This window comes from Dietzia aerolata, from assembly GCF_014144865.1.
Taxonomy (GTDB): Bacteria; Actinomycetota; Actinomycetes; order Mycobacteriales; family Mycobacteriaceae; genus Dietzia; species Dietzia aerolata.
Genome location: NZ_JAALDM010000138.1, coordinates 1 through 15,718, shown reverse-complemented (window position 1 = coordinate 15,718; position 15,718 = coordinate 1). Strand labels below are relative to the sequence as shown.

The following is a 15,718-nucleotide window of genomic DNA, read 5'->3' as shown; positions in this document are numbered from 1 at the left end:
ACCGCGCTCGGCCGCGGCCGCCCCCGGCTGATCACCGCCGCGTTGGTCGGCGCGGTGATCGTGGTGGCCGCCGACATCGTGGCCTCGGAGGCGCTCGGCACCGTCGACCTGCCCACCGGCGTGGTCACCGGCGCGCTCGGCGCCCCGGCCATGCTCTGGATACTCCTGCGTTCGAGAAAGGTCATCTGATGGCATTGCCCGCCACTGAACCCGATACGGCGCGCCCGCGCGACACCGCGACGTCCCACGAGACGCCAGGTCCGACCTCCCGCGAGGACGGGCCGACCCCCGCGTTCCGTGTGCGCGGACTGACGCTGGGATACGGCGCCGAGCCGGTCGTCCGGGACCTCGACCTCGACATCCCCGCCGGCCGCACCACTGTCCTGATCGGTGCCAACGGCTGCGGCAAGTCGACCATTCTGCGTGCCCTCGGTCGGCAGCTGCGTCCCGTGTCCGGCACGATCGAGGTCGCCGGTCGTGACCTCGCCCGCGTCAAGGCGCGCGAGCACGCCCGGTCCGTGGCTTTTCTGCCGCAGTCGCCGCTCGTGCCGGAGGGGCTGACCGTGGCCGAACTGGTCGCCCGCGGGCGCCACCCGCACCGTCGGTGGTGGGGAGGTGGCGACGACGACGAGGCCGTCGTCGCCGACGCGTTGGCCATGACCGACACGGCCGGACTGGCCCATCGTCGGGTCGATGAGCTATCCGGCGGGCAGCGGCAGAGGGTCTGGGTGGCGCTCGTGCTGGCGCAGGCCACGGACACGCTCCTGCTCGATGAGCCGTGCTCGTTCCTGGACCTCGCGCACCAACTCGACATCCTCGACCTGGTGCATGACCTGCCGATGCCCGGTGCTCCGGGCGAGGCCGCCTCCGGTACATCGGCCGACTCCGGCGCGGCTGGCGACGACTCACCCGGCTCGGGCTCTGCCGGCGACTGCTCCGCCGATGATCAGGCCCCTGTCCGTCGGACGGTTGTCGCCGTTCTGCACGAGCTCAGCCTCGCCGCCCGCGTGGCCGATCATCTCGTGGCCGTCGCCGACGGCGGCGTGGTGGCCGCCGGGCCGCCCGACGAGGTGATCACCCGCGAGACCCTGCGCAGGGTGTTCGACCTGGACGCCGACATCATCGCCGACCCGCTCACCGGACACCCCGTGGTGTTGCCGCGAAGCCGACGAAAGAGGACCGCATGACCGCTATGGATGTAGAGGCCCCGATTCTCTGCGCTCAGACCACCGTGATCGACGCCCGCACCGTGGGTGAGTCGTTCATCCGGCTCGTGGTGGCGGGACCGGAGTTGGCCCGGTGGTCCGCTGAGCTGGTGGATGCCGGAACCGTCCGCGACGCTTATGTGAAGCTGATCATCCCGCCGCCCGGCGGGGGAGGAGTCGTACCGGATCCCGCGGCGATCCGCGATTGGCTGGCATTGCCCGAGTCGGAGCGTGGGTGGATGCGCACCTACACCGTGCGGCGCGCCGACACCGTTGTGCTCGACGGCGCACAGGTTCCGGCCCTGACCATCGACATGGTGGTCCATCCCGGCGACGACGAGGGGCCGGGCTCGAGCTGGGCGCGCTCGGTGGCCGTCGGTGACGAGCTGCATATCGTCGGGCCCGGTCGAGGACATGCCCCCTGGGCCGCCTGGGCGCCGGGCCAGGCCGGTCGCATCGTGTGTGCGGGCGACGAGACCGCCGCGCCCGCGCTGCTGGCTATCGCCGAGGAGCTCGCTGCGGAGCCGTCGTCGGCTCGGGAGATCAGCATCGTGATCGAGGTGCCGACCGAGGCCGATGTCCGTGCGTTGTCCGACGGAGCACCTGAGTTCGTCACGCTCGTGGCGCGGACTGCTGTCGCCGGCGAGGAGGTCATCCGCCGCCTGGCTGGGATCCTCGATGTCGGTGAGGAGAGCATCGGGTCTGTCATGGGGGGCCAGCGCCCCGCCGCAGATCGTGACCGCGAATGGCATCCGGCCTCTGCGGTATCCGGCGGTGATCCGTACGTCTTCCTGGCCGGGGAATCCGGGCTCATCAAGGCGATGCGCCGGCTCACCGTGGACGCCGCCGGGATCGCCAAGGGCTCGGTGGCGTTCATGGGCTACTGGCGCCGCGGAGCCGCAGAGTCCTGAGGTCGACTCGAGGCCATTGCCCCATCGCCCTGACGCGCGCGCGTTTGGTGGCGTAGATCACAGAGCGGTGCTACCGTCGCGACACCAGATGGACAAAACCAAGGGTGGTGTCAATTATGGCGACTCGGTACCTCCGACGCGACGAAGGGCTGTTCACCGCCGACTCCGTCGCACGTCGGGTGTGGGCGTATCCGACCTCCGCATTGCTCGGCTTCATCCGCGCGGTGACGATCGAGCATCTGGATCCCGATCTCACCGCGGCGGTCGACGCCAGCGGCCAGGTCCTGCAGCGTCCGGCCCTGCGCTACGACCGGACCGTGCAGTACTTCGCCACGGTGCTGTTCGGGGACGCGGAATCGGTGATCAAGTCCTCGGACATCCTCATGAAGGTGCACGCCCGGGCGCACGGGCCGAACCCGGTGACCGGCGGGACCTTCGATTCCAATGACCCGGACTCGCAGCTGTGGATCCATATGACGGCCTGGCACTCGATCCTCTACGTCTACGAGAAGTACGGACCGGGCACGCTGTCGCGGGCCGAGGAGACCGAGTACTGGCGTGAATGCGCGGTCGCCGCCGCGATGCAGCCGATCCACCTCGAGAACGTCCCGACGTCCCGCGGTGAGGTGCAAAAGTATTTCGACGACTGGCGTGACCGGCTCGCCGCCTCGGAGCAGGCGGTGTACAACATCGATTTCATCCTGGACGGGATGCGCACGATCTTCACGGCGCTGCCCGCCCCGATGCGCGCGGCGTTCGGACCGGTGATCCGCGCGGGTGTGATCGCCACCTATCCGCGGTGGATGCGCCCGCTCATGGGCGTTCGCCAGTCGCGATTGGTCGATTCTCTGGTCACCGCGCTCATCCGGCCGGGCATGGCCACCCTGGCGCGCAGTCCCCGTGCGCAGATGTGGTTCCTCGAGCGGGTCGCGCCCCGTGGCGGGCCCGTGCTCACCGGATACATCCGTGGCGTGCCGGCGGAGTCCTCGAGCGTGTACTCGCCGGAGAGTGCCCGCGCGAAGTTCGGCGATCCGCGCCCGCCGCTACAGCAGTACGCCGACCAGCTCGCGGCCCGCGGACTGGACACCGCGCTGACCCCCTACAAACGGAATCATCACGAGGCGCCCCTGGAGTTCGTCGCACCTCGGGCGCAGGCGGGGGAGTGCGCGGGGTCGGGCTCGCAGGCCCGTGCGCAATCACAATCGGCGGCACAGGCGAGGGCGGGCTGAGCTCTCCTGGCGTGAAACGACCTCGCCACTCTGTTGTCTATATATGTAGAGCTGGTCGCAGACGGCTCAGCGCCCAGTCCCACGGAATGCGTTCCTGCTCGAGTCTCAGGTCGCCGGATTCGGTGAGCGTTTCGAGGGTGGTGAGCTCGTCGGAGGTGAGGTGGGTCGGGGTCGCGCGGGTCGGCTTGGGATCCGGCACCGCGAACGTCCGCCACGCGTCCAGCGTGTCGCGGTCCATGAGGACGCTGGTGACGGCGGGCGCGTGGTGCCGGAGCCGGTCAAGGATCGCGAAGCCGTGTGAGTCGAGGTCACCCCAGTAGAAGACCTCGGCGCGAAGCGCCCAGGGCAGTGCGGCCACGGCGTCCACGGCGAATCCCCGCCCGAAGATGGCGACAGTGCCGGGTAGTGGGGGAAGCGCGAGGAATGTGGTGAGATTTTCGACGACGACGACGCGGTCCGGCACCTTCCCGTCGGCCTCCGGCCGGTCTGGCCACAGCTCGGCGAGCTCCCGGGCAGGGCTCTCGACGTCACGCAGTGGGAAGGCGATCGAGTCGTCAAGGAGTCGGATACGGATCCGGAGGTCTCGCGCGCGGAGGCCGAGCCCGGCGTGATCACCGGGGGACGGACGCCCCTGTCTGGCTGCGTCGACCACGTGCTCGATGACCCGGAGCCTGGTCTCGATCCATTTGGTGTCCACCCCGGGGATCGGGATCTCGCGGGCGGTGAGTCCGGCGGTGGAATTGTCCAGTACCCAACGACACACCGACAGCAAGCGGTCCATGTCCTCGTCGGACAGCTTTTCCCAGTGGGTGACGGTGTTCGCGGCCACTGATCTGAGTGCGCGATGATCGGGGCCGAGTTCGACCAGACGAGAGGTGCGTTCGCGCAGCTTCGTCCACCGGACGGTGAGTGTGGCGAGTCGGGCGATGGTGACATCGCCACGGACCTCGGCTCGCTGGGGGAGCTCGACTGTCCCGAATCCGGGCAGCCTCCGCCGCGCCCAGGTCACCTCGACGGTCTCGAGTTCCTCGACGTCGGCGTCGAATTCCCGCCATCGACGGATCCACGCCCCGGTCTCGTCCGGATTCTCGGCGGCATGCGCCGCGCCGGGCGGGGCGGTGCTGATCCTGACGACGTCCTGCTCGCCGGTCTCCGGGATGGCGATCCAGGTTCGGTATTGCCGCATGAACCTGGTTGAACATGCCTCGGTGAGTGCCTCGGGGCCGCGTGGTGAGGTCCGCGCGGCCATGTCAGTCCTCGCCCCAGGTGAGTCGCTCGATGCGGGAGCGGCTTCCACCTTCGATGGCAACGACCACGAGCCCACCGATGTAGGACTCCAGGGTCTGGAGCAATTTGAGCGGGGTGGCCAGCACCATATGGAATCCGAAATCGGTGAATACGTCCATCGCGCGGCGCGTGTACTCGGGATCGGCCCGGTCGAATGCCTCGTCCAGGACGACGGTGCCGTATCGGGGTACGTCGGCGTCGACATCGGCCAGCTGGAAGCGCAGGGCCGCCGCGAGGCAGAAGAACACCAGTTTCTGCGCCTGGCCGCCGGACAATCCCGACGACGAATCGTGGTAATTGGTGGCGGTGCCCTCGGCATCGATCTCCACACCGATGAACCCGACGTGCTTGCGGGTATCGAGGACGGTCCTGCGCCAGCTCCGGTCGGCACCACTCGCTCCTCACCCGGGTTCCGAAGTCGGAGCGCACCGACCGAACGGACCGACATGCCGATCCGGCGCAGTGGCACCGACATCTGGGTTCCTGGCCGGGCGGCACGGGTCCGACTCGCCTCTGCCGCTCCGGCCCGGGCGGCCCGGACCAGTGCGACCATCTGGCGATGCTCGACGTAGGCGTCCGTGGTGACGAAGTGTCGCAGAGTCCGCGAGAGCGACGTGAGCACGCCATTGACCTCGGCACCCGCTGACTCCATCTCCTCGAACAGCGTCCGCAGGCCCCGACGCGCGGACGGTGACAATTCCGACACCTGGGGCCGGTCCAGGATGTCCTCGATCCACGTGTCTACCGACGCCGAGCGTTCCGGGTCGAGCAGCACCGAATAGAAGGAGGAGAAACTCCGCCCCGCCTCGGAGTCACCGATGAGATCGACGCCACCGAACACCGCGTCCAGAACGTCGCCCCGGGCGCCGTCCTGATCGAGGAGGCGTCGCCGGAGATCTTGGTTCAGGGCGTCGAACTCGGCGCGAACGCGGGCGAAATCGGCCGGGATGTCGTCCGCTCCGTGGAGGATTTCCGCGATCTTCTCCCTGACCTGATCCGGGTCGGCCAATTCGACATCGCCGGCCTCGACTCGCGCGATCGCGGCGTCGATCCGATCGCGTTCCCTCGTGAGCGCCGCGAGTCGGCCCTGTACCGACGGGTCGGTATCGCGCGCGAGGTCCTCGAGTTGGCGGGTGAGCGTCTCCACGCGGGACACGGTCAGTCCACGCCGGGGTGTCTGAATTCCCTCGAGGAAGTCCACGGCGATCAGGGCGGCCTGCGTGGGCTCGAGAGTCTCCCCGGTTGCGCTGGTTCCCGGCCTGCGCACCATCCAGCCGGAATCGACCCACGTGCGGACATAGGACTGCGCGGATCCCGGTGCGTCGACTCCGTTGTCCCGCAGTGCGATCAGTGACCTGTCGAGGATTTCGTAGAACTCGGCGGACGGGACCCGACGGGACGTCCCGTCGAAAGTCTCGGAGAATACAGCGACGACCAGCGGCCACAACGGGCTCCGCAGCAGGGCGAGGGTTGGCGCCTCGTCCCTCAGCCGGAGAGCGCGAAGTATCGCGCCAGGATGGACATGCGTTCATCGTGGCACGTGACCACGACATCGCGACGGGGTGGCCCAACGAGACGGGGCGGTCCGAGGACCGGGGCGGCGAGGGTCAGTCGTCATAACCGCGGGCCGCCAGCGCGTCGCCCAGTTGGTCGGCAGTTGTGAGTGCGCCGAGCACGGTGGGCACCACCAGAGCCCGGATCGACATCCCGAGCCCGCGGGCCTTGCGTGCCTCGGTTACCTGGCGAAGCTGTCGCGCGAGCAGTGGGATGGCGCGGATGGTCAGGACGAGCACGAGGGCGATGCGATCGGGGGACGCCCCGACGTAGCGCAGCGGGCCGGCCGCGCGGGTGACCGCGTCGAGCATGTCCGACACGCGGGTCGTGAGCGCCACGAGCCCGGCGATCGTCACCGCCACCAGGAGCGATCCGGACACCCGCAGTGCGGTGTCGAGATCAGCGACGATCCACTGCAGCACGAGGATCGCGACGAGCATCGGCAGCACGGGGCGGACCTGATCCCACGCGGCGCGAGCGGGGATGCGGCCGATCAGATAGAGCACCACCGTCAGGCCCATCGCGGGCAGTAGATGCCAGGGCTGGCGCACGAGCACCGTGACCGCCACGATCAACACGCAGACCAGAAGGATCTTTGCGCCCGCTGGTATCCGGTGCAGGAGCGAGGTGCCCGGCTGATAGGTGGCGAACACCTAACGCCCCAAGGCGATGCGTCGGTAGCCGGCCAGGGCGGCCGCGGGGGCGTCGTCGATCACCACACGCCCGCCATCGACCACCAGGACGCGGTCGAAATCCGCGACCAGGTCGAGGTCATGCGTCACCACCACCAGCTGCTGTGCCAACTCGGCGAACGTGTCCTGCACGAGCGCGCGATTGCGCAGATCGAGCAGCGTGGTGGGCTCATCCGCGACGATCACATCCGGCTCGAGTACAAGGACGGCGGACAGGGCGAGGAGCTGCTTCTGGCCCCCGGACAACAGATGACAAGGGTGATCCGCGTGCCCGGCCAGCCCGTACCGGGTGAGGACCTGGTCAACTCGTCGTCGTCGTTCCTCTTTCGACAACCCGGAGCGTCGGAGGGAAAAATCTACGTCCTCCGCCACGGTGGGCATGACGATCTGGGTGTCCGGGTCGGTGAAGCAGAAGCCCACCCGGCGGCGGACCCTGGCGCCCTTGCGGCGGGTGTCCAGGCCGTCGACGGTGACCGTGCCGGAGGTGGGGACGACGAGCCCGTTGATCATCCGCGCGAGGGTGGACTTGCCGCCGCCGTTGACGCCCACGATCCCGATCCGGCGCTCGGTCAGCGTCAGGCTGACGTCGGACAGGACCGGGCGGTCGCCGTAGCTGTGCCCGACGTCGTCGAAACGGATCGCCAGGGGCGTGCGGGGCTCGGTCACGGCGGGATACGTTACGCGGCGGCCGCGCCACGGGAACGCAGCGGCGCGATGAGACCCGGGCGGGCCTTGTGGACCTGCTGTGCCACCACCGCGGTGACCACGGCCTTGGCCAGGTCGCCGGGCAGGAACACCCCGTTCGCCGCGATGGCCGCGCCCAGCGTCAGGTCTGTGCGCAGCACCATGCCGACCACGCCACAGGCGTAGATGACGACGATGCCGCCGAGGATGTTGATGAGCAGCCCGGGGATGAGCTTGTAGCGGGGCATCATCCAGGCGGTCAGCAGGCCGATCACGATCACCGCGGGGATCCAGCCGATGAGGAAACCGGCGGTCGGGCCGGCGAGCGAGGTGAGCGTGGTGCGGCCGCCCGCCAGGACGGGCAGTGCGAGCCCGATGACCATCACCGCGAGAACCGACAGCGCGCCCTTGCGCCAGCCGAGCAGCGAACCGGCCAGCATCACGCCGAGCGTCTGGAGGGTGATGGGCACACCCGCCGAGCCGACGCTGATCTGGCCGGGCAGGCCCAGCACCACGATGAGGGCGGCGAACACGGCGATCTGCGCGAGATCGCGGGTGGCGCTGCGGGCGGGGGCCCGGTCGATCGACATGCTCATGACACTCCTCGGATGTGGCGCGGTCGCAGTGCGACCTGAACGGTGTTCATTGTGGCACCAGGCAGTGGTCCCGCGCACATCCGGGTTCAGCACTGAGGTATCCCTGGTACATGGCCACAGTTCTCCCTGAGCACCCCGTCTACGGTCACCCGTCCGAGGAGATGATCGTCGAGAAGCTGCGTGACCAACTGTCCGAGGACTCGCTCATCGTGGTGGGGCAGCGGGTCTCGACGGATGAGAAGGAACACGAGGTCGACATCCTCGTGGCGATGCCCGGGGCCGGGATCGTGGCGATGGAGATCAAGGCCGGCCAGATCACCGTCGAGGACGGACAATGGATTCAGGGCAGCGGGGCCAAGCAGTACAGGATCGACCCGGTCGCCCAATGCCGCGACGCCCTGTACGCGCTGCGCGGCTTCGTCAGCGCCGACCCGCGCTGGCCGCAGCAATATCAGCGGTGGACGCACATGCTCGTCTTCCCGCACGCGTCGATCCCTGACGACTTCGCCCTGCCCGACATCCGGCGCAACCGGATCGCCGACCGCGACCAGCTGGACCACCTCGCGACGATCGCCTACCGCCTCGCGCAGGACTCCGGCTCCCCGGACCGGCCGTTTCTGGCGCTCGCCACCGTCGACCGACTCGCCGAGGTGCTGGGTGGACGGGGACTGCCGCAGCGGGACGTGGTGGCGCGGGCCGCCGAAAACGCCGACATCGCTGATGCGCTCACCCGTGAGCAGTCGGTACTGCTTCGCGCGATCGACGCGCTGCCCCGGGTGGAGATCCGTGGCGGTGCCGGTAGCGGTAAGACCTTTCTCGCTCTGGAACAGGCCCGGCGCCTCTCCCGCGCAGGACAGCGGGTGGCATTGATCTGCTACTCCCACGGACTGGCCGGGTATCTCAAGCGCGTCACGGGCGGGTGGCGCCGGCGTGAGCAGCTCGCATATGTGGGCGAGTTCCACGCACTCGGTGTGGAATGGGGCGCCCCCGTCGGACCGGACGAGCGCGTCCGTTCGGAGGAGACGGTCCACTGGTGGGAGGTGGAGTTGCCCCGGCTCATGGCCGAGCTCGCCGACCAGTTGCCCGACGGCAAGAAGTTCGATGCCGTGATCGTCGACGAGGCCCAGGATTTTGCCGACCAGTGGTGGCGACCCGTCATCGGGGCCTTGAGGGACGGCGAGAACGGCAGATTGCTGATCGTCGGAGACGCCGGGCAAAGCGTGTTCGAACGCGCTGGACGGCCGCCCGTCGACCTGGTTCCACTGGTGCTCGACCACAATCTGCGCAATACCCGACAGATCGCCTCGGCGTTCCTGCCGCTGGTGGGCCAACGGATGGAGCTTCGCGGAGGGACCGGTCCCGAGGTGCGCTACGTCGAGGTCGGCGCGGGGGAGGACCTCGTCGCTGCCGGCGACGACGAGGCGGTCCGACTCCTCGACGAGGGCTGGGAGCCAAGGGATGTGGCATTGCTGGTCACGGGATCACGCCATCCGATGCAGGTGGAGTTACAGAAGGAGGGCAACGACGCCTACTGGGAGACCTTCTGGGACGGCGAGGACATCTTCTACGGCCACGTACTGGGATTCAAGGGCCTGGAGCGCCCCGCGGTAGTTCTCGTGTGTAACCACCACGACCATGTGGACCGTCTTCGGGAGCGCATCTACGTAGGACTGTCCCGGGCCACCGATGTTCTCGTGGTGGTCGGCGATGCCGAGGCCATCGAGGCAGCGGCGGCGACCCCGGACAGCGGCGCACACCACCACGCGGGATGATGGGGTGGCACACGAGCGGACGAAAGGGACCTCCACATGGCTCGACCAGAGTTCGAGCAACACATCGCTCTGTTCGGTGAGAGCGGCAGCGGCAAGACGGTCTTGCTGTCTTCGTTCTTCGGCCGAGCACAGGAACCCAGCGTCATCAATGCGAGTCGGCGCCACCTGGTCCCGGAGTCCCGCCCGCAGGGGAACAAGCTGCACAGCTACTACCTGGGAATGAAGAATTCGGCCACACTGCCGCCGGCGAACAGGTTCTCGTGGGATTCCTACACGTTCGACCTCAAATTGAAACTGGACGCCTCGGACGGCGGTGGCACGACCGATGCGCTCAGGCTGGTCTGGCACGACTACCCGGGAGAATGGTTCGAAGGCAGGCGCGAGGGGGCGCGCGAGCGCGAACGGCAGACCGCCGGCTTCCGCGCTCTCCTGGAATCCGACGTCGCCTTCCTGCTCGTCGACGGGCAGAAACTCCTCGACCACCGGGGCGAGGAGGAGCGCTACCTCAAATACCTGTTCACGAGCTTCCGAAACACCCTGCTGGCGATGCGGACCGACATCCTCGACGACGGTAAGCGACTGGTGGAGTTCCCCCGGATCTGGTTCATCGCCCTGTCCAAGTCGGACCTGAACCCGGACCTGGACGTCTACAGATTCCGCGACCTGGTGATCGAGAAGTCCGCCGACGAACTCGACCTGCTTCGCGAGGTTCTGGCCTCCTTCGTGGTGGCGCCGGAAGCGCTGGCGGTGGGCGAGGACTTCCTGATGCTCTCGTCCGGCACCTTCGCGCCGGGGGAGATCCACCTCGAGCGCCGGGTGGGACTGGACGTCATCATGCCGATCGCGGCGATGCTGCCCTTCGAGCGGCATATCCGATGGGCCACCAAGATGAAACTGCCCGCCAAGGTGGCAGACGAACTGCGGCGGAACTCGAAGCTGATCGGCAAGATCCTCGCCGGTGCCGCGAGCCGATGGCCGCGGCCTGTCGCCAAGGCTGTCGCGCTGATCGGACCCTCTGTCATCGCGGAACTGGCTGAACTGGCGGGAAGGAAGCTGCGGGACCTCAACAGCAGTGCGGTGTCCCGGGGAGACCTTCTCGCTTCGACGCTGTCGCAGTTCAAGATCGGCCTGGAGGATGCCGAGGAGTCGGTCACCTTGATCCGGGGAGTCTCGTAGTGATGATCTGGGCGACCCGTGGCTGGGACTGGGGCTTTCGATTCCTTCGCGACGGTGGCGTCGACGATCCGCTCGATCTGTATGACGCGGTGTTCGCCACCGCCGGTGAGGGGCCGACGCTCCTCGTGAACCGCGACGGCTACACCGGGCTCCGATTCCCCGACCCCAAGGGGAGGACGGACAGGTCCGGACGCCTGATCCCTCATGAGTTCGTCCTATGGGCGGGCATGGGCGGTGACGTCACCACCGCGGAAGCCGGGCGCGACTTCATATGGCCGCTGGTCGAGCACGAATACGACTCGAAATGGTTAACGCCCACGCCACCCGACTAGCCGGTGTCGGCTCCGAGAGGCGCGGGCGATCGATCAGTGGGTGCCGGAACGCCGGATGCCGCTGCATCCAATTGAGGTGACCACAAGTCGGTCCGGAAATTGAGTACGAACAGGACCACGAAGGTCAATGCCACGAACGCGAAGTACTCGACCTTGTTCCGGACCGTCAGCGCCCACAACACGATCACCCCGGTCGCGGGCCAGTACAACGAGATGCCGGAGTCGTGGTGAAAGCCCCAGCGGCCGATGAAGGACGTCACGAACACCGCGATGGTGAACGCGGTGATGCGCCATACCGGGTTATGGAATCGGCCCAGAGGCCGCGTGGGGGATTCTCTCGTCATCAGAACTGCTCCCGGTCGACTAGCCGGCCCCGTGGCCGGAGTTCTCCATGGCTACGCGGAAATCGACTGTGCCGTTCTCATCGACCTCGACGAACCCGAGGTCCGGGGACTGTACTCCGACTTCCGACCAGGTCACGGCGATCCCACCCGAGGCGATGAGTTTCTCGCCTGACCACAGTACGGTCACGTCGACGTCCTTCGAGACGGTGTTGCCCTTGATGGTGAGGTCCACCTGCATCGCCAGGTTCGTAGTGGTGCCGTCGTCCGGCAGCACTCCGAGGTCGACCTCCTCGGCAAGTGCGAGGGTTGCGATCGGATGCGCTTCGGCGTCGAGGATCTCGGGAGGGCGGGCCCGGGTATCGCGCGAGGCGTTGTCGGTGACCAGCGTCTCGACACGGGCCTCGAAGGCACCTGAGGTGAGCGTGGTCCCGGTGATCTCGGCGCGGCCGGTGACCTGATCGGTGCTGCCGACGAGCGTCACGGGTTCGTCGCGCAGGATTTCGTCGACGGTGTATCCGGCGGTGGTTCGATTCGGTTCGTCGCCGGGCACGACCACCCAGGGCCGTCGAGGGAGCCGACGGGAGCTTTGGCCTCGGCGTCGGAAATGGAGGTGACAGGGGCGTCGTCCCCGCCGCGCGCCGCCCTGTAGAGGGACGGGCCCGCGACGATCCCGATGACGACGACAACAACGACGGTGACGAGGAGGCCTATCACCAGGGGCCGTGGGCCCATGGGCAGATCGTAACCGCAGCAGTGACCGCCGGGTGGGCGGATCGCCCAGTGTTCAGGGGTGTTCACCCCCACTTCCGCGCGGGTGAATAATCCGTGTGTTCTGCTGGTATAAACTCATTCTCCGTCGACGATCGTGTCATCGAGGGTGCGGCTCTCCGTCGGGGACCGTGGCACCGCGGATATTCAGGGAGCAGCGTCATGAACCAGTACCCGACGTCGGAGGGAAACAACCGGCCCTCCGGCCGCCATCCGGATCCGCCGACCGGGCCGATCCACGGCCACTACGATCACACGATGTCCGGCTACGGTGCGGGCCAGCCGCCGGAGTACGGGTACCAGCAGGGCCCTCCGCCTCAGGGGTTCGGCCCGCCGCCCAAGCAGGGGATGTCGACCGGCGTGGTCGTGCTCATCACGGTTCTGGTGGTGGTGGTAATCGGCCTGCTGGTGGGGGCGGCATTCCTGCTGGTGCCCCGAATGACGGGAAGCAACGAGGCCGCGCCCACGTGGACCGTGCCCGTGACCTCCACTGTCACCGCCGAGCAGGCACCATCTGATGGTGGTTCGGCACCAACGGTGCAGCCCGCACAGCCGGCACAGGGAAGCCGACCCTCCGGAGCATACGAGTGCTGGAGTGGCGGTTCCGGGGCGTACGAGTCAGTGGCCGTGGGCTCATCGGTGACCTCGTGCGAGTTCGCCGGGTCGGTGTGGGGTGAGTACACCGCTGCCGGAGGTACCGGTCAGGCCATGACCGTGCGCGCGTACAGCCCGGTGACCGGTACGACCTACACGATGTCGTGTTCAGGTGGGGCCGTGGTCACCTGCACCGGCGGCAACAACGCAGTCGTCCACATCTACTGATGGCATCCCGGACCCCGCGGGCGCACCGAGCGGCGATGACGCGGAGGTACATCGTGTTGGCGCTCACCGCGGTGACCGCGTTGAGTGCCGCCGGTTGCGCGGACCTCGGTGCCCCGGCAGAGCCCGTCATCGTCACCGAGACGGTCGCGACGGTGACCGGCGCTCCCTTGCAGGGCGGGGTAGGCGCCGCGCCTGGCGAACAGTCGTCGCCGTCCGGCTTGCCCGTATTGCCGCCGGGCCACCAGGGCCCAGGAACTCCCGGGGAGCCCGCCGGGGTCCCCGAGCACGGTGGGGCCGTGGACCTCAACGGCGTTGTGAACCTCGTGCAGGGGCCAGCAGGCGTTGCGGTCGCTCCCGTGGGCGATCCCGGCGAGGTCGCATCGGCCGGCGCCTGGCAGTCGGGCGTCGCATGGTCGACGATCAAGGTCCCGCTCGCCGTCGCGGTGGAGCGGTCGAATCCGCAGGTCCTGACGAACTCGGCGTCAGCGATAACGGTCTCCGACAATCAGGCCGCCGAAGCGCTCTGGCTCTCGCTCGGCGGGGGACAGGCCTCGGCCTCTGCGGTCATGGCGGTACTGGCGGAGGGCGACGACCCGGTGTCGCAGGTTCCCGCGGTCCACACCCGCGCTGGATATTCGATCTTCGGCCAGACCCAGTGGTCGCTCGGCGACCAGACGCGTTTCGCGTCAGCACTGCCGTGCCTGAACGGCGCGAGCCGGGTGGTTGAGCTGATGGGACAGATCTCCCCGTCGCAACAGTGGGGACTGGGCCGCATACCGGGGGCCCGCTTCAAGGGCGGGTGGGGGCCGGGTGAATCCGGCGGCTACCTCGTCCGTCAATTCGGCATTGTTCCCGGTGCGGGCGGCGACATCACGGTGGCACTCGCCGTTCAGGCACCGACCTTCGAGGCCGGCACCGCGGCACTGTCGACGTTGGCGGACGGGCTGGCTCCACAGCTGTCGACCATGCCCGGCGGGAGTTGCTGACAGCTGCCGGCGATATCCGGGACCCTGCGCAATCAGACCAGCCCGAGTTCCCGTGCCCGGGCCACGGCTGCGGTGCGCGAAGCCACCCCGAGCTTGTCGAAAATGTGCACCAGATGTGTCTTCACCGTCGCCTCCGACAGGTGTAGAGACGCGGCGACCTGACGATTGGTGGAGCCCTCCGACACCGCGCGCAGCACCTCCGACTCGCGGTCGGTCAGGACCGGCCCCGGATTACGCAGGCGCCCCATCAGCGTCGCGGCCACGGTGGGGGACAGGGCACTTTCGCCAGCGGCCGCCGCCCGCACCGCACCGAGCAACTCGTCCGGGCCGGCGTCCTTGAGCAGGTAACCGCACGCCCCGGCCTCGATGGCGCCGACGATGTCCGCGTCCGTGTCGTGACTGGTCAATACGAGAACCTGGGGTGGCTCGGGGAGTGCGCGCAGTGCCGCGGTGGCGCGCACCCCGGCGCCCGCGTCACCGGCGAACCGCAGATCCATCAGCACCACGTCCACGTCGCCGATGCGGGCCCGCTCGACCGCTGCTGCGGCCTCCGCGACGTCCCCGATCACCTCGATCGTCGGTTCGGAGGCCAGCAGAGCCCGCAGCCCCGTTCTGACCACCGCGTGATCGTCAGCGATCAATACCCGGATCGCGGTCGACGGAGGGGGAGTCGGCGCCTGATGCGTCGGCGGTGTCGTCGTCATGATTTGCTCCTCCCGGGCGGCCACACTGCACGCACCGTCGTCCCTCGTCCCAGCTCGGATTCAACCTCGAGCGTGCCACCCAGATCGGCGACGCGCCGCATCATCCCGCCGAGACCGAACGAGGCGGCGGCCCGCGGGGCGCTGGTGTCGAAGCCGGAACCGTCGTCGCTGATCGTGAGCACTATCCCTTCCTCGCCGCGGGTGAGGCTGAGCGCTATCCGCCCGGGATCGCCGTGGCGGACCGCGTTGGCCAGGCCCTCCTGGGCGACCCGTACCGACGCCGCGGCGAGCTCAGCGGGAGGCTCGTCGTCCAACCCGCCCCGGACCTCCACATCGATGTGCGGATTCTCCGCGACGACCCGGCCGGCCACGCGCTGCAGCGCGCCGAACAGGGTGACCCCCTCGAGCGGCGCCGGGCGCAACGCCTCGATCAACCGGCGCGTCTCGGTGAGGTTCTCGCCGGCCACGTCGCGGGCCAGTCGGATCTGCTCGATCGCGGGATGGTCCGGATCCGCGCGTTCGGCGGCGTGCAGCAACATCCCGATGCTGGCCAGGCCCTGTGCGACCGTGTCGTGGATCTCGCCGGCCAGGCGCGCGCGTTCGGCCTCGCGTCCGACCTCGCGCTCGCGCGTGGCCAGCTCGGACCGGGTCGCCAC

General features: G+C 68.6%; 17 protein-coding genes and 2 pseudogenes. 9 read left to right on the top strand and 10 right to left on the bottom strand.

From position 1 onward, the window contains the following. The 4 genes from G6016_RS09310 to G6016_RS09295 all read left to right on the top strand — a co-directional run. Window positions 1-189: iron chelate uptake ABC transporter family permease subunit (locus tag G6016_RS09310; protein ID WP_182632393.1), on the top strand; the 189-nt coding region annotated here is incomplete at its 5' end. Then, entirely contained in the window at window positions 189-1,187 is a 999-nt protein-coding gene (locus G6016_RS09305) for an ABC transporter ATP-binding protein (protein ID WP_182632392.1), read from the top strand. The genes G6016_RS09310 and G6016_RS09305, both read left to right, overlap by 1 nt. Next, the gene (locus G6016_RS09300) at window positions 1,184-2,116 is read left to right on the top strand and encodes a siderophore-interacting protein (RefSeq protein WP_182632391.1); all 933 of its coding nucleotides are present in this window, start codon (window positions 1,184-1,186) and stop codon (window positions 2,114-2,116) included. The genes G6016_RS09305 and G6016_RS09300 overlap by 4 nt, the downstream gene beginning before the upstream one ends. Before the next feature lie 116 nt (window positions 2,117-2,232). Continuing rightward, window positions 2,233-3,345 (top strand): oxygenase MpaB family protein, encoded by a 1,113-nt coding sequence (locus tag G6016_RS09295; protein WP_187354468.1) that lies wholly within the window; start codon window positions 2,233-2,235, stop codon window positions 3,343-3,345. Between the two features lie 37 nt (window positions 3,346-3,382). Here the strand turns inward: G6016_RS09295 and G6016_RS09290 are convergent, their stop codons facing one another. The 6 genes and pseudogenes from G6016_RS09290 to G6016_RS09265 all read right to left on the bottom strand — a co-directional run bounded on the left by G6016_RS09290 (window position 3,383) and on the right by G6016_RS09265 (window position 8,158). Next, window positions 3,383-4,531, bottom strand: coding sequence for a Wadjet anti-phage system protein JetD domain-containing protein (locus tag G6016_RS09290; RefSeq protein ID WP_512699614.1), 1,149 nt, complete (start codon window positions 4,529-4,531; stop codon window positions 3,383-3,385). Between the two features lie 64 nt (window positions 4,532-4,595). Next, window positions 4,596-5,021, bottom strand: a pseudogene (locus G6016_RS09285) (SbcC/MukB-like Walker B domain-containing protein); the annotation flags it as partial. Window positions 5,022-5,080: 59 nt separating this feature from the next. Next, a pseudogene (locus tag G6016_RS17835) lies at window positions 5,081-6,079 on the bottom strand (DUF3375 domain-containing protein); the annotation flags it as partial. 160 nt (window positions 6,080-6,239) lie between these two features. After that, on the bottom strand, window positions 6,240-6,839 hold the full coding sequence (locus G6016_RS09275) for a CbiQ family ECF transporter T component (protein WP_182632389.1): 600 nt from the start codon (window positions 6,837-6,839) through the stop codon (window positions 6,240-6,242). Next, window positions 6,840-7,544 (bottom strand): energy-coupling factor ABC transporter ATP-binding protein, encoded by a 705-nt coding sequence (locus G6016_RS09270; protein WP_338403569.1) that lies wholly within the window; start codon window positions 7,542-7,544, stop codon window positions 6,840-6,842. An 11-nt stretch (window positions 7,545-7,555) separates the two neighbouring features. Further along, window positions 7,556-8,158, bottom strand: a complete 603-nt coding sequence (locus G6016_RS09265; RefSeq protein WP_182632388.1) for a biotin transporter BioY — start codon at window positions 8,156-8,158, stop codon at window positions 7,556-7,558. Window positions 8,159-8,268: 110 nt separating this feature from the next. On the opposite strand from G6016_RS09265, the gene G6016_RS09260 reads away from it, so the two are divergent. Genes G6016_RS09260 through G6016_RS09250 form a run of 3 tightly spaced genes read left to right on the top strand, consistent with a single transcriptional unit; the run spans window position 8,269 to window position 11,438 of the window. After that, the gene (locus G6016_RS09260; protein WP_182632387.1) at window positions 8,269-9,930 is read left to right on the top strand and encodes an AAA family ATPase; all 1,662 of its coding nucleotides are present in this window, start codon (window positions 8,269-8,271) and stop codon (window positions 9,928-9,930) included. A 36-nt stretch (window positions 9,931-9,966) separates the two neighbouring features. Then, window positions 9,967-11,106 carry an ATP/GTP-binding protein gene (locus tag G6016_RS09255; RefSeq protein ID WP_182632386.1) on the top strand — a complete coding sequence of 380 codons (1,140 nt, stop codon included), beginning with the start codon at window positions 9,967-9,969 and terminating at the stop codon, window positions 11,104-11,106. A 2-nt stretch (window positions 11,107-11,108) separates the two neighbouring features. Continuing rightward, a complete protein-coding gene (locus G6016_RS09250; protein WP_182632385.1) occupies window positions 11,109-11,438 on the top strand; it encodes a hypothetical protein in 330 nt (109 codons plus the stop codon). Here G6016_RS09250 and G6016_RS09245 read toward each other — a convergent pair. Next, window positions 11,435-11,782, bottom strand: a complete 348-nt coding sequence (locus tag G6016_RS09245) for a hypothetical protein (RefSeq protein ID WP_182632384.1) — start codon at window positions 11,780-11,782, stop codon at window positions 11,435-11,437. The genes G6016_RS09250 and G6016_RS09245 overlap by 4 nt on opposite strands. A gap of 19 nt (window positions 11,783-11,801) precedes the next feature. After that, window positions 11,802-12,332, bottom strand: coding sequence for a YceI family protein (locus tag G6016_RS09240; RefSeq protein ID WP_182632383.1), 531 nt, complete (start codon window positions 12,330-12,332; stop codon window positions 11,802-11,804). Between the two features lie 380 nt (window positions 12,333-12,712). Here G6016_RS09240 and G6016_RS09235 point away from each other — a divergent pair, with 380 nt between their 5' ends. Together G6016_RS09235 and G6016_RS09230 are read left to right on the top strand one after the other, a co-directional pair. Continuing rightward, window positions 12,713-13,372, top strand: coding sequence for a hypothetical protein (locus tag G6016_RS09235; RefSeq protein ID WP_182632382.1), 660 nt, complete (start codon window positions 12,713-12,715; stop codon window positions 13,370-13,372). A 35-nt stretch (window positions 13,373-13,407) separates the two neighbouring features. After that, window positions 13,408-14,358, top strand: coding sequence for a hypothetical protein (locus G6016_RS09230; protein WP_182632381.1), 951 nt, complete (start codon window positions 13,408-13,410; stop codon window positions 14,356-14,358). Window positions 14,359-14,390: 32 nt separating this feature from the next. On the opposite strand, the gene G6016_RS09225 is transcribed toward G6016_RS09230, so the two are convergent. Next, window positions 14,391-15,062 (bottom strand): response regulator transcription factor, encoded by a 672-nt coding sequence (locus tag G6016_RS09225; protein ID WP_182632380.1) that lies wholly within the window; start codon window positions 15,060-15,062, stop codon window positions 14,391-14,393. Beyond that, on the bottom strand, window positions 15,059-15,718 hold a 660-nt coding region (locus tag G6016_RS09220; RefSeq protein WP_182632379.1), incomplete at its 5' end, for a sensor histidine kinase. The genes G6016_RS09225 and G6016_RS09220, both read right to left, overlap by 4 nt.

Coding starts and splice junctions, on each gene's coding strand:
- G6016_RS09305 (WP_182632392.1), top strand. CDS start 189: ATGGCATTGCCCGCCACTGAACCCGATACGGCGCGCCCGCGCGACACC.
- G6016_RS09300 (WP_182632391.1), top strand. CDS start 1,184: ATGACCGCTATGGATGTAGAGGCCCCGATTCTCTGCGCTCAGACCACC.
- G6016_RS09295 (WP_187354468.1), top strand. CDS start 2,233: ATGGCGACTCGGTACCTCCGACGCGACGAAGGGCTGTTCACCGCCGAC.
- G6016_RS09290 (WP_512699614.1), bottom strand. CDS start 4,531: ATGCGGCAATACCGAACCTGGATCGCCATCCCGGAGACCGGCGAGCAG.
- G6016_RS09265 (WP_182632388.1), bottom strand. CDS start 8,158: ATGAGCATGTCGATCGACCGGGCCCCCGCCCGCAGCGCCACCCGCGAT.
- G6016_RS09260 (WP_182632387.1), top strand. CDS start 8,269: ATGGCCACAGTTCTCCCTGAGCACCCCGTCTACGGTCACCCGTCCGAG.
- G6016_RS09255 (WP_182632386.1), top strand. CDS start 9,967: ATGGCTCGACCAGAGTTCGAGCAACACATCGCTCTGTTCGGTGAGAGC.
- G6016_RS09250 (WP_182632385.1), top strand. CDS start 11,109: ATGATCTGGGCGACCCGTGGCTGGGACTGGGGCTTTCGATTCCTTCGC.
- G6016_RS09245 (WP_182632384.1), bottom strand. CDS start 11,782: ATGACGAGAGAATCCCCCACGCGGCCTCTGGGCCGATTCCATAACCCG.
- G6016_RS09235 (WP_182632382.1), top strand. CDS start 12,713: ATGAACCAGTACCCGACGTCGGAGGGAAACAACCGGCCCTCCGGCCGC.
- G6016_RS09230 (WP_182632381.1), top strand. CDS start 13,408: ATGACGCGGAGGTACATCGTGTTGGCGCTCACCGCGGTGACCGCGTTG.
- G6016_RS09225 (WP_182632380.1), bottom strand. CDS start 15,062: ATGACGACGACACCGCCGACGCATCAGGCGCCGACTCCCCCTCCGTCG.